The following is a 24651-nucleotide window of genomic DNA, read 5'->3' as shown; positions in this document are numbered from 1 at the left end:
ACGGCGGAGGCGTGTGATCGCCGCTCCGGCCTTGGCCGGGAAGCACCGGATGCGACGGGCGCGGACGCCTTGGCGAATTCGTTACACATGGCAATCCCTTGACTACAGAATGGTAAGCATCTGGCCGGGTCGCCGGTGACGCTGCCGTCTCCTGGGAGAACATCGCCTCTGCCGTAAAAGTAGGGGGGCTCTGTGAAAAGGGTTGTCGGGGTCGTCGTGGGCATCGGGATGCTGATCGTCACCGTCGGGGTGCCGCCGGGAGTGGCGGCGCAGCGGCGGGACGGGCTGGTCTGGGGGGCCTGTGACGAGCCGGGAGGGGACGCGCTGCTCGGGGATGTGCTGCCCGGGTCCGCCGAGCCGGAGGGCGTCACGGTGGAGTGCGCCTCGCTGAGGGTGCCGCTCGACTACGGCGACCCCTACCGGACCATCGGCCTGGTCCTGAACCGGATCAGGGGGAAGGCGTCGCGAGACCACAACCACCTGGGCGTGCTGCTGGTCAACCCCGGAGGCCCGGGGGCGTCCGGCCTGGGGCTGGCCAAGCAGGTCGCGGCGGAGCTCCCCGCCAATCTGGCCGACCGGTTCGACGTGATCGGCTTCGACCCCCGGGGGGTGGGCAGGAGCGAGCCGGCGCTCCGGTGCGTGGACCCGGACAGGTTCTACGCCCCGCCCCGCCCCGACAACGTGCCGGAGAACGCCCGTGAGGAGGCCGTGCTGCTTGGCCGGGCCCGCCAGTACGCCGGCGCCTGCGAGAACCGGTGGAGCTGGATGCTGCCGCATCTGAGCACCGAGAACTCCGCCCGGGACATGGACGCGATCCGGGCGGCGCTGGGAGAGTCCAAGATCAGCTATCTGGGGTACTCCTACGGGACCTACCTCGGCGCGGTCTACGCGACCCTCTTCCCCGACCGGGTCAGGCGGCTGGTCCTGGACAGCGTGGTGGACCCCGGCGGCGTCTGGTACGGCGCCAACCTCGCTCAGGACGTCGCCTTCAACCGGCGTCACCAGGACTTCCTGAGGTGGACGGCCCGCCACAACGACGCCTACCGGCTCGGCGGGACCGGCAAGGCGGTTTCCTTCGCGTGGTACGCCATGCGGGAACGGCTGCGCACCCGGCCCGCCGGCGGGATGGTCGGCCCGAGCGAGCTCGACGACATCTACACCGTCGGAGGTTACTCCGATGTGGTCTGGCCGCAGCTGGCCAAGGTCTTCTCCGCCTACGTCAAGAAGGGCGACACGGCCCCGCTGCTCGCCGCCTACCGCAGGTACGCCCAGAACGACGCCGAGGACGAGAACGGCTACGCCGTCTATCTGGGGGTGCAGTGCCACGACGTCGCCTGGCCGCGTGACTGGACCAGGTGGCGGGCCGACATGGCCAGGCTGCACACCAAGGCCCCCTTTCTCACCTGGCCGAACGCCTGGTACAACGCGCCGTGCGCGTTCTGGCCCGAGCGGGGCGGGACCCCGGTGAGGCTCCAGGACAGCCGGAGACTGCCGCCGATCATGATCATTCAGTCCGAGCGCGACGCGGCCACGCCGTACGCCGGGGCGCTGAGGATGCGCGGGCTGTTCGACGGTGCCCGGCTGCTCACCGTGGCCGGGGGAAACCACGGCATCGCGCTCGGCGGGAACCGCTGTGTGGACCGGCAGCTGGCCGCCTACCTCAGAGACGGCACCCCTCCCGGCCCGGCGGCCCGGACCCCGGCTGCCCGAAACGGCCACGCCGTTCCGGACGCCCACTGCGCGGGCGCCCCCGAGCCGATGCCCGCGGCTCGCACGGGATCGAGGGCCCACCAGGGTAGATGAGAGCCTCTGTGTTGGTTCCTGCCAAAATCGTGGGGGTCGCGTAGGCTGAGCGCGTGATGCTGCGCACAATGGCGTCGCGTGTGCTCGACGACAACGACCGTGACGAGGTGCTGGCGCTCCTGGACGCCGATCCCGTCCCCAACGTCTTCGTCGCCTCCAGGGTCCGTGCCGTCGGACTCAGTCCGGCCAGGCTCGGCGGTCAGATGTGGGGGTTCGGCCCGCGCGGCGCACTGAGCTCTCTGTGCTACTCCGGGGCCAACCTGGTCCCGGTGAACGCCGGCCCCGACGCCGTGCACGCCTTCGCCGAGCGAGCCCGCAAGCAGGGGCGCCGCTGCTCCTCCATCGTCGGCCCCTCGGACGCCGTCGAACTTCTCTGGGAACGATTGAGACCCTACTGGGGGGCCGCCCGCGCGATCCGCTGGATCCAGCCGCTGATGGAGGCCACCCGGCCGTCCCCCGTCCCGGCCGACCCGCTGGTCAGGCGGGTCAGGCCGGAGGAGTTCGAGATCCTGCTCCCCGCCTGCGTGGCGATGTTCACCGAGGAGGTGGGCGTCTCCCCGGAGGCCGGGGACGGCGGCGCCCTCTACCGGTCCAGGGTCGCCGAGCTGATCCGGATCGGCAGGTCCTACGCGCGGATCGACAACGGCAGGGTCGTCTTCAAGGCCGAGATCGGCGCGGTGACACCGTACGCCTGCCAGGTTCAGGGTGTCTGGGTCCACCCCGACCTGCGCGGCCGGGGCCACGCGGTGGCCGGAATGGCCTCGGTGGTCAAGCACGCGCTCGACTGCTTCGCGCCGGTGGTCTCGCTGTACGTCAACGACTACAACGCGCCGGCTCGGGCCGCCTACCGCAGGGCGGGCTTCAAGGAGGTCGGCACCTTCATGTCGGTGCTCTTCTGAGCCGGTCCGCTCCCGCGACACCGGTGGCGGAGACGGTGGGGACGTGCCGGGGCGGTGGCCGCCGGGCTTACGGGGCCTCGCGTCGAGCCGGGCGACCGGTTCACCTCGTAGGGGGCGCCGGGCCCGCAGAGCCGCCGGGCTTACCGGAGGGGCCGCACCAGCCGGGCCACCAGACGTTCCAGCTCGGCCTCCGGGTCGGCGGTGAGGCCGGCGTGGACCGGTCCGGTCTGCACGATCGTGCTGCGCGGGGCGGTCAGCCAGCGGAACCGGCCGCCGAGCGGCTCCCGGGTCAGCGGTCCCTCCTCACCGGCGCAGGAGCGCCGATAGGCGTCCAGCGCGTGCCGTACGCCGTCGACGTCCGCGTGCGCGTCGAGGGCGCGCAGCCGTGGTTCGTCCAGCTCCACCCGGGCGCACAGGTAGGCGCGCGGCTGGCAGTAGAGCAGCACGCCCGCGTTGATCGACTCGCCGCGCTCCACCCGGGGGATCACCCGGATCACGGCGTACTCGTAGACGTCTCTCACCGGTCGTCCCTCCAGAACGCGCCCACCGAGCCGGTCCTCGTCTCCCGCCTCGGCGCGTCCGACGGCTCCGGCAGCCAGGTGCGCGGGGCCTGGGCCCTGGTCAGCAGGTGCTCGACATACGCCTGCCGTACGGCCTCCGCCCCGTCGAACCCGGGCTCGTCCTCCAGCCACTCGTCGGGAACCTCGTCCACCACCCCGTCGAGGAAATCCCTGGTGATCTTCTCGCTGAACTCGGCGTCCGCCTCCGCCATCCGGGTGGCGGAGGGGGCCAGCACGTGGTCGGCCGCGTCGAAATCGCGCTGAGGGGCGGCGGTGGGCCAGTTGTGGTGGAACCACAGGGCGGCGCCGTGGTCGATCAGCCAGGGGTCGCCGTGCCAGAGGAGCAGGTTCGGGTTGCGCCAGCTCCGGTCCACGTTGTGGATCAGGGCGTCGAACCAGAGCAGCCGGGAGGCGAAACCGGGGTCCGGCGGCCAGGTGAGCGGGTCGAAGCCGAGTGCGGCGGGCAGGAAGTCGACCGCCAGGTTGAGGCCGGCGCTGGCCTTGAGCAGGTCCTGGATCTCCTCGTCGGGCTCCCGGGCCCCGAGCTGCGGATCGATGTCGATCACCTTCAGCTCCGGGGTGCGGAACCCCAGCCGCCTGGCCAGTTCGGCGGAGATCACCTCCGCGACGAGCACCCGGCGCCCCTGCCCGGCCCCCCGGAATTTCACCACATAGGTGCCGAGGTCATCGGCCTCGACCACCCCGGGCAGCGATCCGCCCTCCCGCAGGGGCGTCACATAGCGGACGGCCGTGATCTGTTCCAGCACCCTGTCAGGGTATCGGTTCGCGTCTTTCGCCGAGCGGTGACGGAGTTCGCGCACCGGGCCGGTGACGGGGGAGTGCGCCCGGTGTCCTCATGGGTTTCCTCACCCGGTGGGGATCTCGTTATAGTCGGGTGGCATGTCGCGACCGGCTCCCCTCCGGCCCGAGGACCCTCTGAGGCTGGGTTCTTACCGGCTGGCCGGTCGTCTCGGCCAGGGGGGTCAGGGGGTCGTCTTCCTTGCCGAGTCCGCCGACCACCCCCGTGTCGCGGTGAAGCTGCTGCACGCCAGGCTGCTGGACGACGAGAAGGTCCGCCGCCGTTTCATCGGGGAGATCGAGGCCGTCCGGCGGGTCGCCCCGTTCTGCACGGCCCAGGTGCTCGACGCCGACCTCGACGGCGCCCGCCCCTACATCGTGAGCGAGTTCGTCGACGGCGTCTCGCTCCAGGAGCACGTCGTGGCGGAGGGGCCCCGCGCCGACGGCTCGCTCGACCGGGTCGCGGTCGGCACCGCTACGGCGCTGGCCGCCATCCATCGGGCCGGGGTGGTCCACCGTGACTTCAAGCCGGGCAACGTCCTGCTCGGCATGGACGGGCCGCGAGTGATCGACTTCGGCATCTCCCGCATGATGGACGCCGCGACCACCACCGGCAAGATCCCGTTCGGCACCCCGGCCTACATGTCCCCCGAGCAGATCAAGGGGGAGCCGGCCGGGCCTCCGGCCGACATGTTCAGCTGGGCGCTCACCGTGGCCTTCACCGCCACCGGCCGCCACGCCTTCTCCGCCGACTCCTACCACGCCGTGCTGGCCAGGATCCTGTACGGCAAGCCCGACCTGGGCCTGCTGGCCGGCCCGCTCCGGGAGATCGTGGTGGCCTGCATGGCCGTCGATCCGGCCGCCCGGCCCGTCGCAGAGGAGGTGCTGCACCGGCTGTACGGCCGGACGGCCGTGGTGTCCCGGCCGGACAGCACGGTCACGGCGGGTGTGACGACCGCGGAGTTACCGGCGGTGGACCTGTCGACGACGGAGTTTCCCGCGGCGGGGTTTCCGTCGGCGGAGTCGCCGGCGACGGACCCCCGCCCGGGACGCCGGTGGTTTCCGGGGACGGCTCGGACACATCGGCGGGGTCCGGAGGCGGGCCGGTGGTCTCCGGAGGCGGCGGGGGCGGACGGCAGGTGGTTTCCGGAGGCGGGGGTGTGGCGCCGGTGGTTTCCCGCGATGACGGCGGGGGTGGTGCTGGTGGCCGTCGTGGCCGGGACGATCGCCTTCCTGTCCCGTGACGACCTCCCCGGCGGGGGACCCTACCCGGGCACCTGGACCGGCGTCGCCGACTACACCGGCGCCGAACGGATCTTCCCGGTGGAGGTCAGGTTCGCCGCCGGGGGCGGCGGGGGCGCCATGAGGTGGGGGGCCGACCTGCACTGCGACGCCCGGCTCACCGCGACAGGACCCGGCCTCGCCTATCGGCTGGACCGAATCCAGGGCAGGCAGTGCTATCCGGGCACGGTGGTGTTCTCCCGGCGGAACGCCGACAGGCTGGCCTTCGAGGTGACCAGATCGGGGGAGAGAACCCCCCGCTACTCAGGCGAGGTCACCAGGTCCCGCTGAGCGGGTCCACGAGACGCCGTCGGCGGTGGGCCGCAGGTGTCCGGCCGGGGTGGTTCCGGCGGATGGGACCGGGTCAGCCGGAGGAGTCCCACAGGGCGAAGGCGGCGGCGAGCAGAGGCTCCCGGACGGTCGTCTCGGGCAGGTCGACCGTCTTTACCACGCTGTACTGCAGTGACCCCAGGAGCGTCCAGGCGCGTACCCGCCTGGCGGGGGCCGGGTCCGGTCCGGCCAGCCGGTTGTAGATCTCGTCCCGGAAGGCGCGGATGGCCTCGCCGGGGGAGCCGGGCGGCGCGTCGTCGGCGCAGCTGATGTCCTCCATGATCAACCCGATGATGGTCCGGTGGCGGACCATGAAGGTCACCAGCGCTCCGATGAACGCGCGCTCGTCGCCGACGTCGGTCTGGAACAGGGCCACGATGTCCTCGGCCGCGGGGGCGATCAGCTCGGTCGCGAGCCGGTCCTTGGGGTGGAAGTGGTAGGCGACGGCGGTCTTCGTCAGCCCGACGGCCGAGGCGATGTCGGCCAGCGAGGTCGCGGTGTAGCCACGCTCGGCGAACAGCTGGCGGGCGGCGTCGAGAATCCGGCTGCGCGTGTCGTCGCCGTGCTCAAGTGTGTTCATCATCTCATTTCCACGCGCTTCACGGAATTTCTTGATATTGGCCCTTACGCTCTCATAGTACGTTCTGTACGCCCGTACAGGACGGTGGTTCAGCTGTATTTCGGCCTGTGAGCAGGGTGGTCACCGATGTCGGGTTTACTGGGACGACTGGGAGGGTGGTGCGCGCGGCACGGCAGGGCCGTGCTGGCGCTCTGGGTGACCGCGGCGGTGCTGCTGACTGCGGGCTCCATCCTGTTCCCCGGTCCGGTGAACAGCAACGCGGCCATCCCCGGCACCGACGCGCAGCGGGCCCACGACCTGATGCGTGACGGATTCGGCCCCGGCTACGACGCGGGCGGCACGGTCCAGATCGTGCTCCACTCCCCGGACGGTCCCCTCACCTCCCCACCGCGGACGCGCGCGGTGCAGTCGGCGATGGAGCGCCTCCGCGAGGTCCCGCACGTGGTGGCGGTGGACACGCCCTACCGCCCCGGGGGGCTGGCGCCGGACACCCGGACCGGCCTGATCACGATCAGGCTGAAGGGTCACGACAACAACAAACTGGCCGAGACCACCGAACGGCTCTCCGCCGCGGCCGAGCCCGTGCGCGCGCTCGGCGTGGAGGCGGTGGCCGCCGACGCGTCCACCCCGGCGGACAAGGAGATCAAGACCGGGACCAGCGAGATCATCGGCGTGGTCTGCGCGCTGCTGGTGCTGCTGTTCGCGTTCGGCACCCTGGTCGCCGCGATGGTTCCGATCTTCACGGCACTGGTCAGCATCGCGACGGGGCTGGGGGTGATCAGCCTGCTCGGCCATGTCGTGGACGTGCCCAAGCAGGCGTCGATCATGGCGACGATGATCGGTCTCGGTGTCGGCATCGACTACGCGCTCTTCCTGCTCAGCAGGCATCGCAAGCTGCTGGCCGACGGGGTGCCGGTCCCGGACGCGGTGCCCCGGGTGGTCGCCGGCTCGGGCGGTGCGGTGGTGTTCGCCGGCGGTACGGTGATCATCGCGCTCAGCGCGCTGATGCTCGGTGGCTTCCCGATGCTCCAGACGCTCGGCTGGATCACCGGCATCTCGGTGGTCTGCGCGGTGATCACCTCGATCACCCTGGTCCCCGCGCTGCTCGGCATGCTCGGGCACCGGATCAACGCGCTGCGCCTGCCCTTCATAGGCCGCCGCCGACGCGGCGACGGACCCTCCGGATGGAGCGCCCTGGGCACCTGGGTGGCGAAGCGGCCCTGGAGCGTGCTCGCGCTGAGCATCGCGATCCTCGGGGCGCTGGCCGCGCCCGCCCTCGGGCTCAAGCTCGGCTCGCTCGACGACGGCTACGGCGACCGGGACACCGCGGCCCGCCGCTCCTACGAGCTGATCCGTACCGGGTTCGGTCCCGGCGCCAACGGGCCGTTGATCGTGGTGGCCGCCCTCGACGAGAAGGCCGCCGAGGGCGGGTCCGTGCCCGCCGTACTGCGGTCGCTGAAGGAGAGGGTGGGCGCGGTCGACGGCGTGGTCCACGCCGGTGACCCGGTGCTCAACGCCGACGGCACCGCCGCGCTGCTCCAGGCCGTTCCGGAGTACGCGCCCAGCGATCCGGAGGCGATCGAGGTGGTCCGGGCCGTACGGGGGGTCCGGGTCGAGGGGGCGCGGGTGCACGTGGGCGGAGAGGTCGCCGCCCTGGCGGACGCGAGCACCAGGATCACCGAGCGCACCCCGCTGGTCGTCGGCGTGGTGGTGCTGCTCAGCGCGCTCCTGCTGCTCCTGGCGTTCCGGTCGCCGGTGGTCGCGATCAAGGCCGCGCTGATGAACCTGGTCTCACTCGGCACCGCCTTCGGGGCGCTCGCGCTGGTCTTCTCCCTCGGCCTGGGCACCCGCCTGGTCGGCATGGACCCGCCGGTCGGCGTGGACGCCCTCCTCTTCTCGGTGCCGATCGACAGCTACATCCCGCTGATGCTGTTCGCGGTGCTGTTCGGCCTGTCGATGGACTACGAGGTCTTCCTGCTCACCGCGGTACGGCAGGCGTATCTCCGGCACGGGGACAACCGCAGGGCGGTGGCGGAGGGCCTGGGATCGACCGGCCGGGTCATCACCTCCGCGGCACTGATCATGGTCGCCGTCTTCGTCGCCTTCATCGCCTACCCCGACCCGATGGTCAAGATCTTCGGCGTCGGCCTGGCCGTGGCCGTGGCCGTGGACGCCACCGTGATCCGCGGCCTCCTGGTGCCCGCGACCATGGTCCTGCTCGGCAGGTTCAACTGGTGGTGTCCCGCGTGGCTGGAGCGGATCCTGCCCGACCTCTCCATCGAGGGACACGACGAGGAGTCCTCCGCCGAGAGGCCGGGCCAGGAACTCGCCGGCGCCACGCACGCCTGATCCCCGCCCACCCCGCGTCCGGGCGCGGTCCAGTGCGGGCGGGCGGATCCTCCGATCCTCGACCGCGCCGCGCGTCCGGCCGGAGCGCGTGCCGCCGGGCGGCCGACGGCCCGTGGACCTCCCAGTCGCTTCCAAGTCCTCCCCAAGTCGGCTGAGCCATGCTCACCTCCGGGAAGCACGTTTTTGGGGAGAGTAAGCGAATGTTGGGAAGACTCAGCGCCGTGGCGGGGCTGGTGCTGGCCGGTGTGCTGGCCCTGCCGGGGACCGCCCTGGCGAAGCCGAAGGACCTTGACGTCCCGGTGGGAACGTGGCTGGCGGCCAGAACGCATCCGGCCGTGCAGCTGACCTCGGTGTCCTACACGGCCGATGTGGCCGTGCCGACCCCGGTGGCGAACCTGGACGCGATCAAGTCACTGACCCGGCGGGGCATCGCCGCCGTTCAGTCAGGCAAGATCTCCTCCGATGAGAACAGCATCTACAAGTGGGTCGTCCAGCAGATGGCCAAGGAGCCCGGACGCTACTTCTCGCCGGGCGCGCCGGAGCGCGTCGTGGAGGCGACGGCCGGCGGGCTCTGCACCGGATGGTGGGTGACGCCGGACGGCTACATGGTGACCGCGGCCCACTGCGTCGGCCAGGAGGAGACCGAGCTGGCGCGGACCTTCGCGGCGCAGGCGCTCACCAAGGTCAACGAGAAGGACGCCGCCGACCTGGTCGCGGACCTGGGTGACATCGCCTCCGACGACGAGATCGTCCGGACGGCCGCCAAGATCTTCCAGGTCTGGAACGCGGACAACATCAAGATCCGTAACGTCAAGAGCTCGCTCTCGCTGCTGCAGAGCCTGCCCGGCGGCGGGGTGGACAAGACCGCCAAGGCGGTGCCGATCGAGCTGGTCGCCAAGGGCACGGTCTACCCGGGCAAGGACGTCGCGATCCTCAAGGCCAACGGGCAGGGCAATCTGCCGACCGTGCCACTGGGCCAGGACTCCGACGTGCGGGTGGGCGACACCCTCTACATCAGCGGGTTCCCCGGAACGGTGACGCAGACCTCGCTGTTCAACCTGGAGTCCAAGCTGGACCCGGCCTTCACCGAGGGTCCCTACAACGCCGGCCGCCAGACTCCGGAGGGCGTGCCGTACATCCAGACCCAGGCCCCGTCCTATCCGGGGAACTCGGGCGGTCCGGTGTTCAGCAAGGACGGCAACGTCATCGGCATCCTGGTCGGCGGACTGATCCAGCAGGACGGTGGCTCCACCGAGGGCGAGAGCTTCGTGCTGCCGGTCAGCGTCGTCAGGGAGAAGCTGAACGAGAAGAACATCACATCGGCCGAGTCGGTGACGACGAAGATCTACAACGAGGCGCTCGACCTCTTCTTCGCCAACCACTACTCCGAGGCGCTGCCCAAGTTCCGTGAGGTACAGGCGCTCCATCCGAACCACCCGTACGTCGCCAAGTACATCACCGACTCCCAGCAGGCCGTCACCGCGGGCAAGGACGAGAGCTCGTCGCCGGTCCTGCCGTGGCTGCTCTGGGGAGGCGGCGGCCTGGTCGCCCTGTTCGTGATCGGCGCCCTGGCCGCCGCGGTCAGGGGCAGGAGCCGGTCTAAGGTCTCGCCGTCCTCCTTCCCGCCCGCGCCCTACGGCGCGCAGCCCGGCTATCCGCCGCCGGGACAGGACCGGCAGTACGGTCAGGGACAGCCCGGCCAACTTGGTCAGCCCGGTCAGCCCGGTCAGCCCGGTCAGCCGTACGGCGTGTCGCAGCACTACCGGCAGCGGCCGCCGTATCCGCTCCCGGCCGCCCCCGAGGACAGGGGGGCCGTTTCCCCGCAGCCGTCCTACGGCGCCCCGCATCAGCCGCCGCCGTATCCACCGGCGCAGCCACAGCCCGGCCCCGGGGCGAACACCCGGATCGCCGGACTTGAGGCGGAGCTGGAGCAGTTGCGCCGCACGATGGGGCATCGCCCGCCGGACCAGGGCCGGTGACCGGTGACCGGTGGGATGGCGACGCCTCCCGGCCGGGGGACATCACGTCCCCGGCCGGGAGGCGTCACCGTTCTCAGGCCGGTACGCCCGCCCGGCGGCGGCCCCGGTAGCCGCTGTGGACCAGGACGTCGCCGTACTCCCCGGTGGGGGACGCGAGCGGGACGGCCGGGGTGGCGGGAACGGTGAGGGCGGCCGGCGTGCTCCGGGAGGCGGGAACGGCCGGTGTCGACGGCATGGTCGTGCTCACCACGGGCTCGGCCCGGCGGTGACGCCGGCCACGTAGAGGAGCGTCCTGGACAAATGTGGAGGACTCAACCACAGGGCGCTCGTGAAGGCGGCGCCTGCCCTGGTAAGGCAGGCGAGAGCCGTCGTGGCGCCGATCGCCGGGCACGGGTCGCCCGGCGTGGCGCCGGCCACGCGGCGTGGTCTGCTCGCCGTACGGCACGGGGTGACCGGCGTGGACGAGCCCGTTCTGACGGGACTCCTCGACGTGGGAGAGCGGGGACGTGACCGAGGGGAACCCGGTCGTCGTGGCCGGTGGGAGCGTGGTCTCGGAGACGGCCCGCGGGGAGGACCGGCGCCCCTCGGCGAGGACGGGCACGTTCTTGACGATCCGGCGGCGCCCCGGGGTCCGGCGGGGCGGGCGGGTGACCGCGCGGCCCTGACCGGCGAACGCGGGCCGTGTCCTCGACTGCCTGACCTTGGCGTGGGCGATGATCGCGGCCGCGGCGAGCAGGACCGGCGCGAGGATGGCGGGGGTGGCCAGCTGTGAGATGTCGAGGGGAAGGTCGTGGCGGACGGCGACCGGGGCGGGAACGGCGATCGCGCTGGTGTCCGCGGTGGCGGGTTTGGAGTGCTTGCCGGTACGGCCGGCGGAACTCTGGGACGGGGCGGGGGTCTTGGCGGTCTTTGGAGCGTTCTTCTGCCCGGTCCGGCTGTTCTTCCGCGCCTCCGAGGGCGCCCTGTCCGGCGTGGAGGGCGTGACGGGGGAGTCGACGGCGGGCTTGGCGTGCCGGGCGGCGGCCTTGGCCTGGACGGGGCTCGCGGGCAGGACGGTCTCCCGCACGGGTGCGGACACCATCGACAGCAGGCTGGGGCCGAGGCCGAGCGTCATCGGGCTGTCCACGGGGGCGTCGGCGGTGATGATCTCCCGCTGCTGCGCGGCCTCCTTCTCCAGCCGGGCCTTGATCTTCTCGGGGTAGCCGTATCCGACGACTTTGGCGGTGTCGCGCTTCTTCCGCTTGGCGACCCCGCCGTCGATGTTCCCCTCGATCGTGTGGATCGTCCTGCCCTCGACCCTGGTCACGACCCCGATGTGGTCGATCTTCTTGAGCTGCCTCGACCCGCCCCAGTCGAAGAAGACGATGGCGCCGGGCTTGGGGGTGGTGCCCCAGGCGCCCTGCTGCTGGAACCATCGGGCGTGATAGACGGTGTAGGCGAACTGGCCCAGCCAGTCCTCGTAGCCGAGCTTCTTGGCCGCCCACGACAGATACATGTCGCACCAGGGCGCCGCGCTGTAGTCCGCGTCGAACTCGACGTCGCTGCCGTACCAGTCACCGAACTTGGTGTAGCCGCCGCTCTTCTCGGAGTATCCGAGCTGGCTCTCCAGCAGTTCGATGAACTTCTGCATCTCAGGGCTCATAGGGGGTTCTGCTCACCTCCCACGGTCGTGGAGACGTGATCGCGCCGCTCCCTCGGCCGGGCCGCCGGAAGGCGGGGGTTGAGCGGTGACGTGGCAGGCGAGGATTGGCCGCGGGTGTGGTCGGGACACGTGTGGCAGCACCATTGGGCAGTCGCCTTCCGTGACGAGTGAGGTTACCTGGGTAAAGGGTAAGTCACAAGAAGGTAAAGTGCACGCTAATGTGCTCTTAGCCACATAGATCACCCAAAACCTGACGTCGACGCTGTTCTCCCTGCTTTCATTCTTAAACCTCCCTCTAGGGGCGTTTGCCAACATTCATCCCGTGGAACCACAACAGGCCCCAAACGGGACCCCCTGTCCCGCGGTCCTCGACACGGACACGTTCACTCACCCTCGGTGATCAACCGATGAGACCGGCCTGTCACCGGCGGCGGGTGCGGGGAAGGGGCCCCGGGTCAGAAGAGGGTGTCCTTCGAGGTGTCGGCCGGGGTGTCGTCCGGGGTTTCGGCCGGAGGTGTCCCGCCGTCGGAGGGGGGTTCGGAGACCGAGGGGCCGGGGTCCGGGACCGGGCACGGCTCGCCCCTGACCTCCGTCGTCCGGCTCCGCTCTCCGCCGGGGGACCGGGGGGAGGTGGAGGCCGTGACCCGCCGGTAGAGGGTCTGCCCGCAGGCCGGGGCGGTGAAGTCGTACGGCACGGCCTGGGAGTGGACGTCGGCCCCGGTGAGCGTGAAGGCGCGCGGGGGCGCCTCGGTCAGCCGGTCGAGGTCCCGGCCCTCGGCGAAGGCGACGGTCAGCACGACCCTCGCCCCGGTCGACGCGCGCAGGGCGATCACGGCCCCGTCCTCGTCCATCCCGGCGATCGTCAGGTTGGTGACCACGTGCGCGGGAGCGGGGGGCGGCGTCCGGGGTGCGGTCGTGATCGGGGCCGGTGGCCGGGGAGAGTGTTCCGGAACGGCCCGGCCGGGCACGGAGGGGCGGCTCGGATCGGCGGTCTCCGCCGGCGGTGCCGTCCAGCCGACGGCGCTCTGTGGCGGCTTCGCCGGGACGACCGGCTCCGGTGGAGGGGACCCGCCCTCCGTCCCGGGCGGCGTGTTCTGGGCGGAGGGGGATCGCGGCGGAGGGGTGAAGACCGTGTCGGCGGAGAGCCGGTCGGTCGAACGGCCGGCGGAGACCAGTCCGACGGTGACCGCGACGGTGATCACGGCCACCGAGGCCAGAATCCGGGGGGTCAGCCGGGGACGCCGTACCCCGCCCACGCGGCCGGCCACGCTCCGCGCGAGCGAGGTGCTCGCCCTCGGCGCGGGCCGGGCCAGCGGGAAGGCCAGCGCCAGCAGCGTCGCCAGCTCGGCCAGGTGCCGCCGCCCGCGCTGCTCCCACTCCGGCCCGTAGGCGGCCAGAGCCGCCGTCTCCAGCTCGGCGACGAACGCCCGCGCCGTCGCCGGCCGGTCCACCGGCCTCTTCGCCATGCCCCGGGCGATCAGCTCGCGCACCGAGCCCGGCACCGCGTCCAGCGGGATCGGCGCGGTCCGGTGCTGGTGCATCAGCGCGGCGTGATGGCCGGCCCGGTACGGTCTGTGCCCGGTGAGGCACTCGAAGAACACGCAGGTGGCCGCGTAGACGTCGGTCGCCGGGCCGGCCGGGTGCCCGTCCCACTGCTCCGGGGCCATGTAGGAGGGGGTGCCGGCGGGCAGGTCCGGCTCCCCCGCGCGGGTGGCGACGCCGAAGTCCGTCAGCTTGCTGGTGCCGTCGGCCTGGATCAGCACGTTCTCCGGCTTGTAGTCGCGGTGTACGATCCCGGCGGAGTGCGCGAACGCCAGGCCGAGCAGGGAGCCCTTGAGCACCACCAGCGCGGCCTCGGGGCTGGTGGTGCCGTGCTCGGCGAGGATTCTCCTGAGGGCGACCCCGTCCACCAGCTCCATGACGATCGCGGCTTCGAGCACGTCCTCGTAGTACTCGTAGAACTGGACCACGTTCGGGTCGCGCAGCTCCACCATGACGCGCGCCTCCTCGCGGAAGCGCAGCAGGAAGCGGCGGTCGTCCCGCAGGTCCGCGTTCAGGTACTTGATGGCCACGTAGGCACCGGTGGCGGTGTAGGTGGCCAGCACCACCCGGCCGCCTCCCCCCGCGCCAAGCTCCCGAACCTCGCGGTATCCCGGGACCATTGAGTTCCCCCTCCGAGCGCCGTCGCTTGTTCGACGGTCTCACCCCCACTGTTGGTTGTCACGGTTGGCGAACTTTGCGGGCGGAGGTGAGCTCATTGCACTGAACGCCCCAACCGGTAATGTTTCGCCCGTGACTGTCCTGCTGCCTGGTGTTGCGCTTACCGACCACGTGTTCACCGTTCCCCTCGACCACGCCGACCCCGGCGGGGCGACGATCGAGGTCTTCGCCCGAGAGGCGGTGGATCCGGCCAGGCGGGATCAGGACCTGCCGTGGCTGGTCTTCTTCCAGGGCGGTCCCGGCGGCAAGTCGCCGAGGCCGACGGCGGCCGACGGCTGGCTGGGCCACGCGCTGAAGACTCACCGGGTGCTCCTGCTCGACCAGCGGGGGACCGGCCGCAGCACCCCGGTGACCGCCAAGACGGTGACCGGTACGGACGCCGAGCTGGCAGCCCGGCTCAGGCACTTCCGCGCCGACGCGATCGTGGCCGACGCCGAGCTGATCCGGCGTGAGCTCAACGCCGACCGGCCCTGGGAGACCCTCGGCCAGAGCTACGGCGGGTTCATCACGCTGACCTACCTCTCCCGGGCGCCCGAGGGGCTCAGAGCCTGCTACATCACCGGTGGCCTGCCGGGGATCGACGCGACCGCCGACGACGTCTACGCCCACACCTATCCCCGGGTCCGCGCCAAGGTGGACCGTTATTTCGCCCGCTATCCCGGGGATTCGGCCCGGCTGGACGAGATAGCCGCGCACCTGCGCGAGGAGGAGGTCCGGCTCCCGGACGGCGACGTGCTGACCGTGCGCCGCCTGCAGACCATGGGCCTGTGCCTGGGCATGAGCGACGGGGCCGACTATCTGCACTGGGTCCTCGACGAGGCGTGGACCGGCGGAAAGCTCTCCGACCTGTTCCTCTACGAGGTCATGATGGCCACCGGGTTCGTCGGCAACCCCCTCTACGCGGTTCTGCACGAGCCGATCTACGCCCAGGGGGCCGGCTCCGGGTGGTCCGCCCACCGGCTGCTGCCCCCGGAGTTCGCCGAGGCCGGCCGGCCGCTGCTGCCCGTCGGGGAGATGATCTATCCCTGGATGTTCGACGAGATCTCGGCCCTGCGCCCCTTCAAGGGCGCCGCCGAGATCCTCGCCTCCGACTCCGCCTGGCCCGACCTCTACGACCCCGTACGGCTGGCGGCCAACAAGGTCCCGGTGGCCGCCGCCGTCTACTACGACGACATGTACGTCGACGAGGGCCTGTCCATGCGGACCGCCCGCGCGATCGGGAACATGCGGACCTGGGTGACCAACGAGTGGGAGCACGACGGTGTCCGCGTCTCGGACGGCCGGGTTCTCGGCCGTCTGATGGACATGGTCGGCGGCGTCCACGGCTAGCGCCGGCGTCCACGGCTAGCGCCGGCGTTTACGGCCGGCACGGCGATGACGACGCGGTAGGACCGGCCGTAGCGGCGCCGCAGATCACGTGCGTCACCTCGTCGCCGCCCGCCCGTACGGTCCGCCGGTCGTTCAGGGTTCGGGTAGCCCGATGGTGCGGAGCAGGGCGGACGAGTGGCCCTGTCCGGTGCGCAGGCGGATGAGCTCGGGGTCGGTCCAGAGCTCCCGCAGCGGCCCGTGCCCGATCCGGTCGGCGATGATCTGCAGGGTGATGTCGTTTCTGACGTACTCCACCGCCGTCAGGACCACGGCCGGGTCCTCGGTGTAGACGCCCCAGGCCGAGCCGTTCACGAACCCGCCGATCAGGACCTCGCCCCGGTCGCCGGCGACGACCAGGAGACGGCAGCCCAGGTCCTCCATGACCGCCTCGGGGGTGGGGAACCGGTGCTCGTACAGGTGCCCGGCCCCGGTCTGGACGGGGCCGAAGTGGATCACCGAAACGCTCACCCCGTGTTCGGCCGCCCGCCCGATCAGCGGGGAGAGCCGCCTCATCTCCTCGGGCCAGACCGACAGGAACAGGTCGGTGTGCGCGGCGGCCACCACGTCCTCGGCCCGCGTGAGCACCGCCTCCGCGCCTTTGAGGTTGTAGATCAGGTGGGCGCCGGGTGGCGCGGCGATCGTGGGCAGCGAGGACTGCAGAGCCTCGATCGAGTCGTCGAACTCCCGCCGCATGCGTTCCAGCAGCGCCCGGGGCGGTAGCGGCAGGTAGCCGGTGGCCTCCTCGGGGCCGCGTAACTCGTAGGCCGCACCCCTGGCGACCAGCTTGCCGAGCGTCTCGTAGACGGTGCTCCTGGGCACACCGGAGCGTTTGGCCACCTCGTAGCCGTTGAGTGGCTGTCCGGCGACCACCAGCGTGACATACGCCTTGGCCTCGTACCCCGACATGCCCAGGCGCTGCAACTGCTCTACCACATCCCGCATCGCAGTTATGTTACGGCGCATCGCGGTCCTTTAGCGTTGTCCTAAAGCACCTTATTCGGCTCCGTATTAATCACTGTGGAGTATTGGCCTGGGAGACGACCCCGAACGCGGCAGGCCGCGACCACCCCCGGCAGGGCGGTCACGGCCTTGACACGTGGTGGATCAGAGCCGGCTGGCCTTCTCCAGGGCGGTGCAGCAGGTGTCCACGATGAGGCGGGTCACCAGGTAGGGATCGACGTTGGCGTTGGGACGGCGGTCCTCGATGTAGCCCTTCTTCTCCACCTCGACCTGCCACGGGATGCGGACCGAGGCGCCGCGGTCGGAGACGCCGTAGCTGAACTTGTTCCACGGGGCGGTCTCGTGGTGGCCGGTGAGACGGTCCTCGATGCCGGCGCCGTAGTGCTTGACGTGCTCCATGGCGTTCTCGGCGAGGGCCTCGCAGGCGGTGATGATCGGGTCGTAGCCCTCGCGCATCGCCTTGGTGGAGAAGTTGGTGTGCGCGCCGGCGCCGTTCCAGTCACCCTTCACCGGCTTGGCGTCGAGCGTGGCGGCGATGTCGAAGTCCTCGGCCACGCGGTAGAGCAGCCAGCGGGCGATCCACAGGTGGTCGGAGACCTCGACCGGGCCCGCGGGGCCGACCTGGAACTCCCACTGGCCGGGCATGACCTCGGCGTTGATGCCGGAGATCGCCAGACCGGCCTCCAGGCACAGGTCGAGGTGCTTTTCGACGACGTCGCGGCCGAAGACCTCGTCGGCGCCGACGCCGCAGTAGTAACCACCCTGCGGGGCGGGGAAGCCGCCGCTCGGGAAGCCGAGCGGGCGGCCCTCCTTGAAGAAGGTGTACTCCTGCTCGATGCCGAACCAGGACTCCTGGTCGGCGAACCTCTCGGCCACCTCGGTGAGGGCGGCGCGGGTGTTGCTGACGTGCGGGGTCATGTCGGGGTAGAGGACCTCGCAGAGCACCAGCACGTTGCCGCCGCCGCGGATCGGGTCCTGGCAGGTGAACACCGGCTTGAGCACACGGTCCGAGGAGGGGCCGTCGGCCTGGTTGGTGCTGGATCCGTCGAAGCCCCAGAGCGGAGGCTCGGCGCCGCCGGCCAGGATCCTGGTCTTCGACCGGAGCTTGGCGGTCGGCTCGGTGCCGTCGATCCAGATGTATTCAGCCTTGAAGGTCATCGGCGGAGTCCTTGGAATCCTTGAGGAGGAGTGGTTGCTGCTCTCAAAGAGTTGCAAGTCGCGATTTCTCATCTGTTGCCCGTATGTGAACAGGACGTTACATAGGTCTGTTTGGCCAGGTGGAAGCGATGATAAAATTTTGCCGCCGTCCGCCGGGGGAGCGGTGGGCCGCTCGCGGGGCCCGGCGGGGTGAACCGAGGGGAGAGAGGATTTCGGGGCGCGGGGAGAGATCGAGAGGGGATGTCATCCCCGCTGGGTGCTCCGCTCGCCGGTCGCCACCCCGTCGAACAGGACCGTGATGTAGTGCTCGGCCAGGGCGGCGGTGTTCAGCCGCCCGCCCGGCCGGAACCAGCGGACCGCGACCCAGATGGTGTCGCGGATCATGCGGTAGGTCAGCTTGGGATCCATGTCGGCGCGGAACTGGCCGGCGGCTTGGCCGAGCTTGATCTGCTCGACCCACATGCGCTCGACCTCGTCCTCGGCCTTGACCAGATAGTCGAAGCGGTCGCCGGACAGGGAGAGCAGGTAGTTCCAGTCGTTCTGCATGACGGTGATCGCGGCGCGGTGCGGTTCGAGGGTGCCGAACCCGATGCGCACCATCTCCGCGAGGGTCTCGCGGGGCTCCCCCTCCTGCCCCAGCGCGGCGCGGTAACGGCCGACGAGGTCGTCGAGGAAGGTGGTCAGCACCTCGTCGACGATCGTCTCCTTGGAGTCGAAGTGGTGGTAGAGGCTCCCGGAGAGGATGCCCGCCTCCTCCGCGATCTCCCGGACGGTGGTCGCCTGGAAGCCCTTGCGCGCGAAGAGGTCGGCGGCGAGCTTGACGAGGTGGTCGCGGCGCTCGGAGGCGGAGGCGGACGTGGCCGCACGCTTCGTGGTGCCCTGCCGCCTGCCGGTGGTGGTCGCGCCGCCGGAGTTCTTTCGCGTGTTCACGTCGTTCATTATGAGCCCTTGCGCAATCGCTTGTTCACCCGAACACGCCAGCTCATCCCACCTCCACCCGCCGAACGAGCGCGTGCCGGCATCGGTTTTCAGGGCCCTCATCGGGCCCTCCCGTTCCGGCCCTCCCGGCTCTGAGGCCGTCGGCTCCGGCGGCGTGGGTTCCGGTGGCGTGGGTTCTGGTGGCGTGAGTCGCGGGGACGGGAAAGCGGTGGATGCCTTAGGTAATGTCCCCGGTGTCTGACTGATACTGACATAGGGGGACATCAGGTGGGTGCTTCCGCGGCCTACGTGACTTTTACCGACCCGGAAGGGGTCGACGACGAGAAGGAGGTCGCCCTCGCGGCCTGGGCCGAGGCAGGGATCATCGGGCACGTCGTGCGCTGGGACACCCCCGGCACCGATTGGGCCGCGTTCGACGCCGTGGTGGTCCGCAGCCCGTGGGACTACGTGACCCGGCGGGCGGAGTTCGTCGGGTGGGCCCATCACGTCGAGTCGGTCACCCTCTTACTCAACCCGGCCGCGGTGCTGGAACGCAACACCGACAAGACCTACCTGCGGCACCTGGCCGCGCCGACCGTTCCCACCTCCTGGGTCGCGCCGGGCGAGACCCTGGACCTGCCGTTCCTCGACGAGTACGTGGTGAAACCCTCGGTGTCGGCCGCGGCCCGTAACACGATCAGGACCGGGGACCGGACCGTGGCCGTGACTCACGCGGCCCGGCTGGTGGCCGAGGGGCAGACAGTGATGGTCCAGCCCTATCTGGACATGGTGGAGGCCGAGGGGGAGACCTCGATGCTCTACTTCGGCGGCCGGTTCAGCCACGCCGTACGGCGTGTCCCGATGCTCACCGGGAACGTCGCCGACCTGGTCGAGGAGAACGGCCAGGCCGAGCCGCGCACACCGGAGCCCGACCAGATCGCCCTCGCCGAGCGGGTGCTCGGCGAGTTTCCCGGAGTGCTCTACGCCCGCGTCGACCTGGTCCGGCTGGCCGACGGCACCCCGGCCCTCATCGAGCTGGAACTCACCGAGCCCTACCTGTATCTGCGCTACGCGCCCGGCGCCGCGGCCAACCTGGCCGACGCGCTGGCCGAGGCGATCGCCCGGAGGGCGGGCGGGGGCGGGAGCTGACGGGACCCCGCCGTTCCGCCGGCCGGTGCCAGGCCCATGACGAGGGCTCAGGGGCGCGGGCCGGCGGCCTTCCGTCTCCGGTGCCACCTCACAGACCGGGTACGTACCGGGTTTCGCGTGTTCGGAGACGTGTCCGGAGACCGAGCGCTCAGAGGCCGGGGAGGCGGCCGTTGCGGAACAGGTCGACGAAGAGGTGGTGATCGGTCCTGGCCCGCGCGCCGTAGGCGTGGGCGAAGTCGACCAGCATCCCGGTGAAGCCGCCGGTGTCGCCGCCGATCACGGTCACGATCGCGTCCTCGGTGGAGAAGTCCACCAGGTCGTGGCTGGACTCGTCGTCGGCCACCGAGTGCATGCGGGCCACGGCCCGGCCGAGGTCGCGGATCACCGAGGCGAGTTCGTCCGGCTCGTTGACGTCGCCCCAGTCGAGGTCGGCGGAGTAGGGGGAGACCTCGGCGACAAGCTGGCCGACACCGTTCAACGTGGTGTAGCCGAGCCAGGGATCGGCGTACGCCTGCAGGGCCCGCTGCGACTCGGCCGTACGGTGCCCCTGGTGCTTGAAGTAGTCGCGCACCTTCTCGTCGGTGATGTACCGGGCCACGGCCGGAACCTGCGCTTGTTTCATGTAGAGGATGACGTCGTTCTCCAGGGCCTGCGTGTGGCCCTCCAGGAGCATGTTGTAGGAGGGCAGCCCCGCCGAGCCGATGCCGACCCCGGTGCGGAGCGCGAAGTCCTTGATCTTGTGCTCGACCTCGGAGACGGAGGGGAGCGTGGTCAGATAGTCCCGGAAGGCCGCCTCCACCGCGTGCCGGGTGTCCTCGTCGACCGGGTAGCGGCCTTCCAGGGCGGCGAACCGGCGGTCGAAGTCGTCGATCGTGGTCTCCGTGTCCAGCAGCGCCACCCGGGTGTTCAACCGGGCGATCTGCAGGACCCGGTGGAGCACACCGGTGGTGGTCTCCAGCGTCAGCGAGCCGATCGCGTCGTCCCCGCCCTCCGAGATGCCGGTCAGCTCGGTGAGGTAGGCGTGGGCGAACTCGGTCACCAGTTCGGTGATCACCTGGTCCGACAGGGCCTTGGCGTAGCCGATGAGCGCGACACTGGCCACGAACCGCTTGAGATCCCAGACGTAGGGGCCGACGTAGGCCTCGTCGAAGTCGTTGACGTTGAAGACCAGCACACCCGAGGCGTTCATGTAGGTGCCGAAGTTCTCGGCGTGCAGATCGCCGTGGATCCACACCCGGCGGGTCTGGTCGTCGAGAAAGTCCTCGCAGGCGAAGGCCCCGGTCATGTCCGCGTAGAACAGGCTGGCGCTGCCCCGGTAGAAGGCGAAGGGGGACGCGGCCATCTTCCGGAACTTGCGCCGGAAGGCTGCCGGATCACGCCTGATGGATTCACCGAACTCGGTGATCAGGACATTGAGAATGTGGGCTGAGCGCCCATCGGTGGTCATGATGCGCACGTTAGAGGTACGGAGCGAAATTTCGCCACACGAGAGGTGTTACAGATCTGGAACGCGCCAACCGGGAGTGACTCGCCAGGCTCCCCGGCCGGACGGGTACGGCTCTCGCCGTGGTGGGCGGGAGCCGTACCTCCGTTCGGGGCCGTACCTCCGTTCGGAGGCGTACCGGGGGGCTCAGGTGCAGGTGAGGTCGGGGTTGGGCTGTGGGGCGCAGGGGCCCTTGTTGCCGCCGCCGTCGATCACCTGGCCGGGTGGTGCCCAGATGAGGGGGCCGGCGTTGCCCGCGCCGGTGTTGCGGGTCAGGGTGATCGGGTTCGGGCGGTCGGGGACGGCCGAGAGGCTGCGGATGTGGATGCCGCCCTGGACCGGGTTTCCCTCCTGGTCGGTGACCCCGCTGGGGTCGCGGCCGTTGTTCAGGAAGACGTTCTCGGCGATCGGGTACAGGTTGCGGGGCGGAAGATTGTTGTTCATGAAGATTCCGGCGGTGCGATTGCCGGCGAACAGGTTCCTTTTCACGTCTATGTCGTTGAACCGCTGGATGCCCAGGCCGATGGAGTTGCCGCTGAAAACGTTGTACTCGACCGTGATCGCCCGCCTGTCGACGTAGTCGAGCTCAAGAGCGGTGCCGGCGTTCTTGAAGACGTTGTTTCTCAGCAGGGTGTTGCGGGAGAGCGCGATGACCCTCACCGGGAAGTTGTCGAAGACGTTTCCGGTGATGACGCCGTTGTTCGCCGCGGCGATGTTCAGGGAGCCGTTGGTCAGGATGCTCGACCGCACAGCCAGCGGCGTGTATCCGTCGAAGGTGCTGACGTCGCCGTGCACGGTGCAGTTGTCGATCGTCAACCCGATGTACTTCGCGGCGGACACCCCCTCGACGAGGCAGGTTCTGAGGGTTCCCTTGATGGCGACCAGCGTGCGGTTGCCCCGTGCCAGCACTTTCGCTCCGACGAGGCGCACTCCGGAGAATGTCGCGGAGGCGCCCCCGGTGGCGTGGAGGCCGTTTGAGATGCCGGTGATGGTGCCGTTCTTCACGGTCAGGCCCACGTGCCCGTCGATGTAGACGCCGGCTCCGGTGAGGGTGTGGCCGGCGAGGTCGACGGTCACGTTGTCGGCGTCGATCGTCAGGCTGCCATGGCTGGAGCAGGTCAGGTCGGCGGTGAGGGTGACGTCGGTGGTGAGGGTGTCGCCACAGTTCACCGTGGTGTCGGCCAAGGCGGGCGGAGCCGTCGCCAGGGCGGTCAGCAGGACGAGCACCAGGGTCGCGGCCGTGGTGCGCAGCCGCCGTCCCGTTTTCACCGTGTGGTTTACCGTCATTTCTCTCCCGACTCTTCGATGGATTGTTTCCGGCCTCTCCGCCGAGCCGCCCCGAAACATTTATCGGCAGGATGGATAAGCGCCCTGGAATGCACGGGATGTGAAGATCTGAAAAGCCATTGAAGCGGACGGGGACCTGTCCGGAGACTCCCCGGCCGGACGGGTACGGCTCTCGCCGTGGTGGGCGGGAGCCGTACCTCCGTTCGGGGCCGTACCTCCGTTCGGAGGCGTACCGGGGGGCTCAGGTGCAGGTGAGGTCGGGGTTGGGCTGTGGGGCGCAGGGGCCCTTGTTGCCGCCGCCGTCGATCACCTGGCCGGGTGGTGCCCAGATGAGGGGGCCGGCGTTGCCCGCGCCGGTGTTGCGGGTCAGGGTGATCGGATACCGAGGGTCGTCGACCAGGAGGTGAATGCCGCCCTGGACGGGGTTGCCCGCCCTGTCGGTGGTTCCGCCGGGTGAGTGGCCGTTGCCCAGGAAGACGTTCTCGGACACCGGATAGGGGTTGAGGCGCGGGAACCTGTTGTAGATGTTCATCCCGGCCACGCGGTTGCCGGCGAACAGGTTTTTTCTCACGTTTATGTTGTAGAAGCGCCACGGGACGCTCAGACCGACGGAGTTCTTCGTGAAGAGGTTGTACTCGACGGTGATCGCCGCTGTGGACACATAGTCGAGCTCAAGACCGGTGCCGGCGTTTTTGAAGACGTTGTTCCGCAGCAGGGTGTTACGGGAGTCTCCGACGACCGATACCGGGAAGTTGTCGAAGACGTTTCCGGTGATGACCCCGTTGTCCGCCTGGTTGACGGCCAGGGAGCCGTTGGTGAGGACGCTCGACCGCACCGCCAGCACTCCGTCCCCGTCGAAGGCGCCGACGGCGCCGTGCACGGTGCAGTTGTCGATGGTCAGTGAGCCGTCGATGACGTACGCCCCCTCCAGGAGGCAGGTGCCGGGTGTCCCGCCGACGGCCAGAGCCGTCTGACCGGTCGCTTTCACCTTCGAGCCGACAAGACGCACTCCGGACAGGGTCGCAGTGCCGTCGAGGAGCCAGAGACCGTATTCGACCCCCGTGATGGTGCCGTTCTTCACGGTCAGGCCCCTGTGTTTGCTCATCTTGAGGGCGACCCCGGTGAGGGTGTGGCCGGCGAGGTCGACGGTCACGTTGCCGGCGTCGATCGTCAGCGAACCGTTGGCACAGGTCAGGTCGGCGGTGAGGGTGACGTCGGCGGTCAGCGTGTCGCCACAGTTCACCGTGGTGTCGGCCGAGGCGGGCGGAGCCGTCGCCAGGGCGGCCGACAGGACGAGCGCGAGGGCCGCGGCGGCCGTGTGCGAGCGCCGCCCCACCTCGGTCGCATGATTTACCGTCATTTCTCTCCCGGCTCTTCGGTGGATTGTTTCCGGTTTCTCCGCCGAGCCGCCCCGAAACATTTATCGGCAGGAGGGATCACTGCCTTAGAATGCGCGAGATACGATGAGCTGAAAAGCCAGTGAAACGGCACCTCCAAGGATCATTAATGATCCCTTACCGGTAATGGTCTTATGGTGGGAGATGTCGGGGCCGTCCTCGATGAGCACCCCCACGGGGCGACGGTCACGCCGGGCGGCATGGCCGCGGCCGAGGTGTCGCCTCCCGCGGAGCGATCCCCGCCAGAGCCTCGAACGGGCCGATGCCCTCGGTGGTCGTCTCGCGGGCCGGAGCGGCCCGTGGCTCACGGCTGAAACCGGCCGTAAGCATCCCGGAAGAAGATCAGCGGGCCGCCGCCGGCGTGGACGCCGGCGGGATGACCCCGCGTGCTCGGAGGTTTCCCGCGGTCGTCGGCGGGTGATCCAGGGATTGGTCCGGGGCCGCCCGGGGCGTCGCACGGTGTTCGTGGCGCGCCGGGGCGCGGAGTCGC

The 24651-nt window shown here is 70.2% G+C and carries 18 protein-coding genes; 7 read left to right on the top strand and 11 right to left on the bottom strand.

Annotation, left to right across the window (positions count from 1 at the left end):
• Positions 1-192: 192 nt before the first annotated feature.
• A complete protein-coding gene (locus ABZ194_RS18190; protein ID WP_355597585.1) occupies positions 193-1803 on the top strand; it encodes an alpha/beta hydrolase in 1611 nt (536 codons plus the stop codon).
• Positions 1804-1859: 56 nt separating this feature from the next.
• On the top strand, positions 1860-2702 hold the full coding sequence (locus ABZ194_RS18185; RefSeq protein WP_355597623.1) for a DUF4081 domain-containing protein: 843 nt from the start codon (positions 1860-1862) through the stop codon (positions 2700-2702).
• A 140-nt stretch (positions 2703-2842) separates the two neighbouring features.
• Here ABZ194_RS18185 and ABZ194_RS18180 read toward each other — a convergent pair whose 3' ends face one another.
• Together ABZ194_RS18180 and ABZ194_RS18175 are read right to left on the bottom strand one after the other, a co-directional pair.
• The gene (locus ABZ194_RS18180; RefSeq protein ID WP_355597583.1) at positions 2843-3223 is read right to left on the bottom strand and encodes a DUF3037 domain-containing protein; all 381 of its coding nucleotides are present in this window, start codon (positions 3221-3223) and stop codon (positions 2843-2845) included.
• Entirely contained in the window at positions 3220-4029 is an 810-nt protein-coding gene (locus tag ABZ194_RS18175; protein ID WP_355597581.1) for a HipA family kinase, read from the bottom strand. Before ABZ194_RS18175 ends, ABZ194_RS18180 begins: the two co-directional genes overlap by 4 nt.
• A 133-nt stretch (positions 4030-4162) precedes the next feature.
• On the opposite strand from ABZ194_RS18175, the gene ABZ194_RS18170 reads away from it, so the two are divergent.
• Positions 4163-5632 (top strand): serine/threonine-protein kinase, encoded by a 1470-nt coding sequence (locus ABZ194_RS18170; protein WP_355597579.1) that lies wholly within the window; start codon positions 4163-4165, stop codon positions 5630-5632.
• Positions 5633-5705: 73 nt separating this feature from the next.
• On the opposite strand, the gene ABZ194_RS18165 is transcribed toward ABZ194_RS18170, so the two are convergent.
• Entirely contained in the window at positions 5706-6254 is a 549-nt protein-coding gene (locus ABZ194_RS18165) for a TetR family transcriptional regulator (RefSeq protein ID WP_355597577.1), read from the bottom strand.
• Positions 6255-6377: 123 nt separating this feature from the next.
• Between ABZ194_RS18165 and ABZ194_RS18160 the strand changes: the two genes are divergently transcribed.
• Both ABZ194_RS18160 and ABZ194_RS18155 read left to right on the top strand, forming a co-directional pair.
• On the top strand, positions 6378-8600 hold the full coding sequence (locus ABZ194_RS18160) for an MMPL family transporter (protein WP_355597575.1): 2223 nt from the start codon (positions 6378-6380) through the stop codon (positions 8598-8600).
• 200 nt (positions 8601-8800) lie between these two features.
• Positions 8801-10579, top strand: a complete 1779-nt coding sequence (locus tag ABZ194_RS18155; RefSeq protein WP_355597573.1) for a serine protease — start codon at positions 8801-8803, stop codon at positions 10577-10579.
• A gap of 73 nt (positions 10580-10652) precedes the next feature.
• Here ABZ194_RS18155 and ABZ194_RS18150 read toward each other — a convergent pair whose 3' ends face one another.
• Together ABZ194_RS18150 and ABZ194_RS18145 are read right to left on the bottom strand one after the other, a co-directional pair.
• Positions 10653-12221: a CHAP domain-containing protein gene (locus ABZ194_RS18150; RefSeq protein ID WP_355597571.1), complete on the bottom strand. Its 1569-nt coding sequence runs from the start codon at positions 12219-12221 to the stop codon at positions 10653-10655.
• Positions 12222-12676: 455 nt separating this feature from the next.
• Positions 12677-14383: a protein kinase gene (locus ABZ194_RS18145; RefSeq protein ID WP_355597569.1), complete on the bottom strand. Its 1707-nt coding sequence runs from the start codon at positions 14381-14383 to the stop codon at positions 12677-12679.
• A gap of 130 nt (positions 14384-14513) precedes the next feature.
• Between ABZ194_RS18145 and ABZ194_RS18140 the strand changes: the two genes are divergently transcribed.
• Entirely contained in the window at positions 14514-15770 is a 1257-nt protein-coding gene (locus tag ABZ194_RS18140; RefSeq protein WP_355597567.1) for an alpha/beta fold hydrolase, read from the top strand.
• 132 nt (positions 15771-15902) lie between these two features.
• Here the strand turns inward: ABZ194_RS18140 and ABZ194_RS18135 are convergent, their stop codons facing one another.
• The 3 genes from ABZ194_RS18135 to ABZ194_RS18125 all read right to left on the bottom strand — a co-directional run bounded on the left by ABZ194_RS18135 (position 15903) and on the right by ABZ194_RS18125 (position 18857).
• A complete protein-coding gene (locus ABZ194_RS18135) occupies positions 15903-16751 on the bottom strand; it encodes a helix-turn-helix domain-containing protein (RefSeq protein ID WP_355597565.1) in 849 nt (282 codons plus the stop codon).
• Positions 16752-16913: 162 nt separating this feature from the next.
• Positions 16914-17927 (bottom strand): glutamine synthetase, encoded by a 1014-nt coding sequence (glnII, locus tag ABZ194_RS18130; RefSeq protein ID WP_355597563.1) that lies wholly within the window; start codon positions 17925-17927, stop codon positions 16914-16916.
• A gap of 243 nt (positions 17928-18170) precedes the next feature.
• A complete protein-coding gene (locus ABZ194_RS18125; RefSeq protein WP_355597561.1) occupies positions 18171-18857 on the bottom strand; it encodes a TetR/AcrR family transcriptional regulator in 687 nt (228 codons plus the stop codon).
• Between the two features lie 276 nt (positions 18858-19133).
• On the opposite strand from ABZ194_RS18125, the gene ABZ194_RS18120 reads away from it, so the two are divergent.
• The gene (locus ABZ194_RS18120) at positions 19134-19994 is read left to right on the top strand and encodes a hypothetical protein (RefSeq protein WP_355597559.1); all 861 of its coding nucleotides are present in this window, start codon (positions 19134-19136) and stop codon (positions 19992-19994) included.
• Between the two features lie 148 nt (positions 19995-20142).
• On the opposite strand, the gene ABZ194_RS18115 is transcribed toward ABZ194_RS18120, so the two are convergent.
• The 3 genes from ABZ194_RS18115 to ABZ194_RS18105 form a co-directional block, all read right to left on the bottom strand.
• The gene (locus ABZ194_RS18115) at positions 20143-21441 is read right to left on the bottom strand and encodes a DUF2252 domain-containing protein (RefSeq protein ID WP_355597557.1); all 1299 of its coding nucleotides are present in this window, start codon (positions 21439-21441) and stop codon (positions 20143-20145) included.
• Between the two features lie 183 nt (positions 21442-21624).
• On the bottom strand, positions 21625-22764 hold the full coding sequence (locus tag ABZ194_RS18110; RefSeq protein ID WP_355597555.1) for a right-handed parallel beta-helix repeat-containing protein: 1140 nt from the start codon (positions 22762-22764) through the stop codon (positions 21625-21627).
• A 241-nt stretch (positions 22765-23005) separates the two neighbouring features.
• Positions 23006-24124: a right-handed parallel beta-helix repeat-containing protein gene (locus ABZ194_RS18105; RefSeq protein ID WP_355597553.1), complete on the bottom strand. Its 1119-nt coding sequence runs from the start codon at positions 24122-24124 to the stop codon at positions 23006-23008.
• Positions 24125-24651: the final 527 nt, after the last annotated feature.

Source organism: Streptosporangium sp. NPDC006007 (genome assembly GCF_040614315.1).
Lineage (GTDB): Bacteria > Actinomycetota > Actinomycetes > Streptosporangiales > Streptosporangiaceae > Streptosporangium.
Note: the sequence above shows the minus strand (reverse complement) of the source record. Positions and strands in the feature narration are given on the sequence as shown.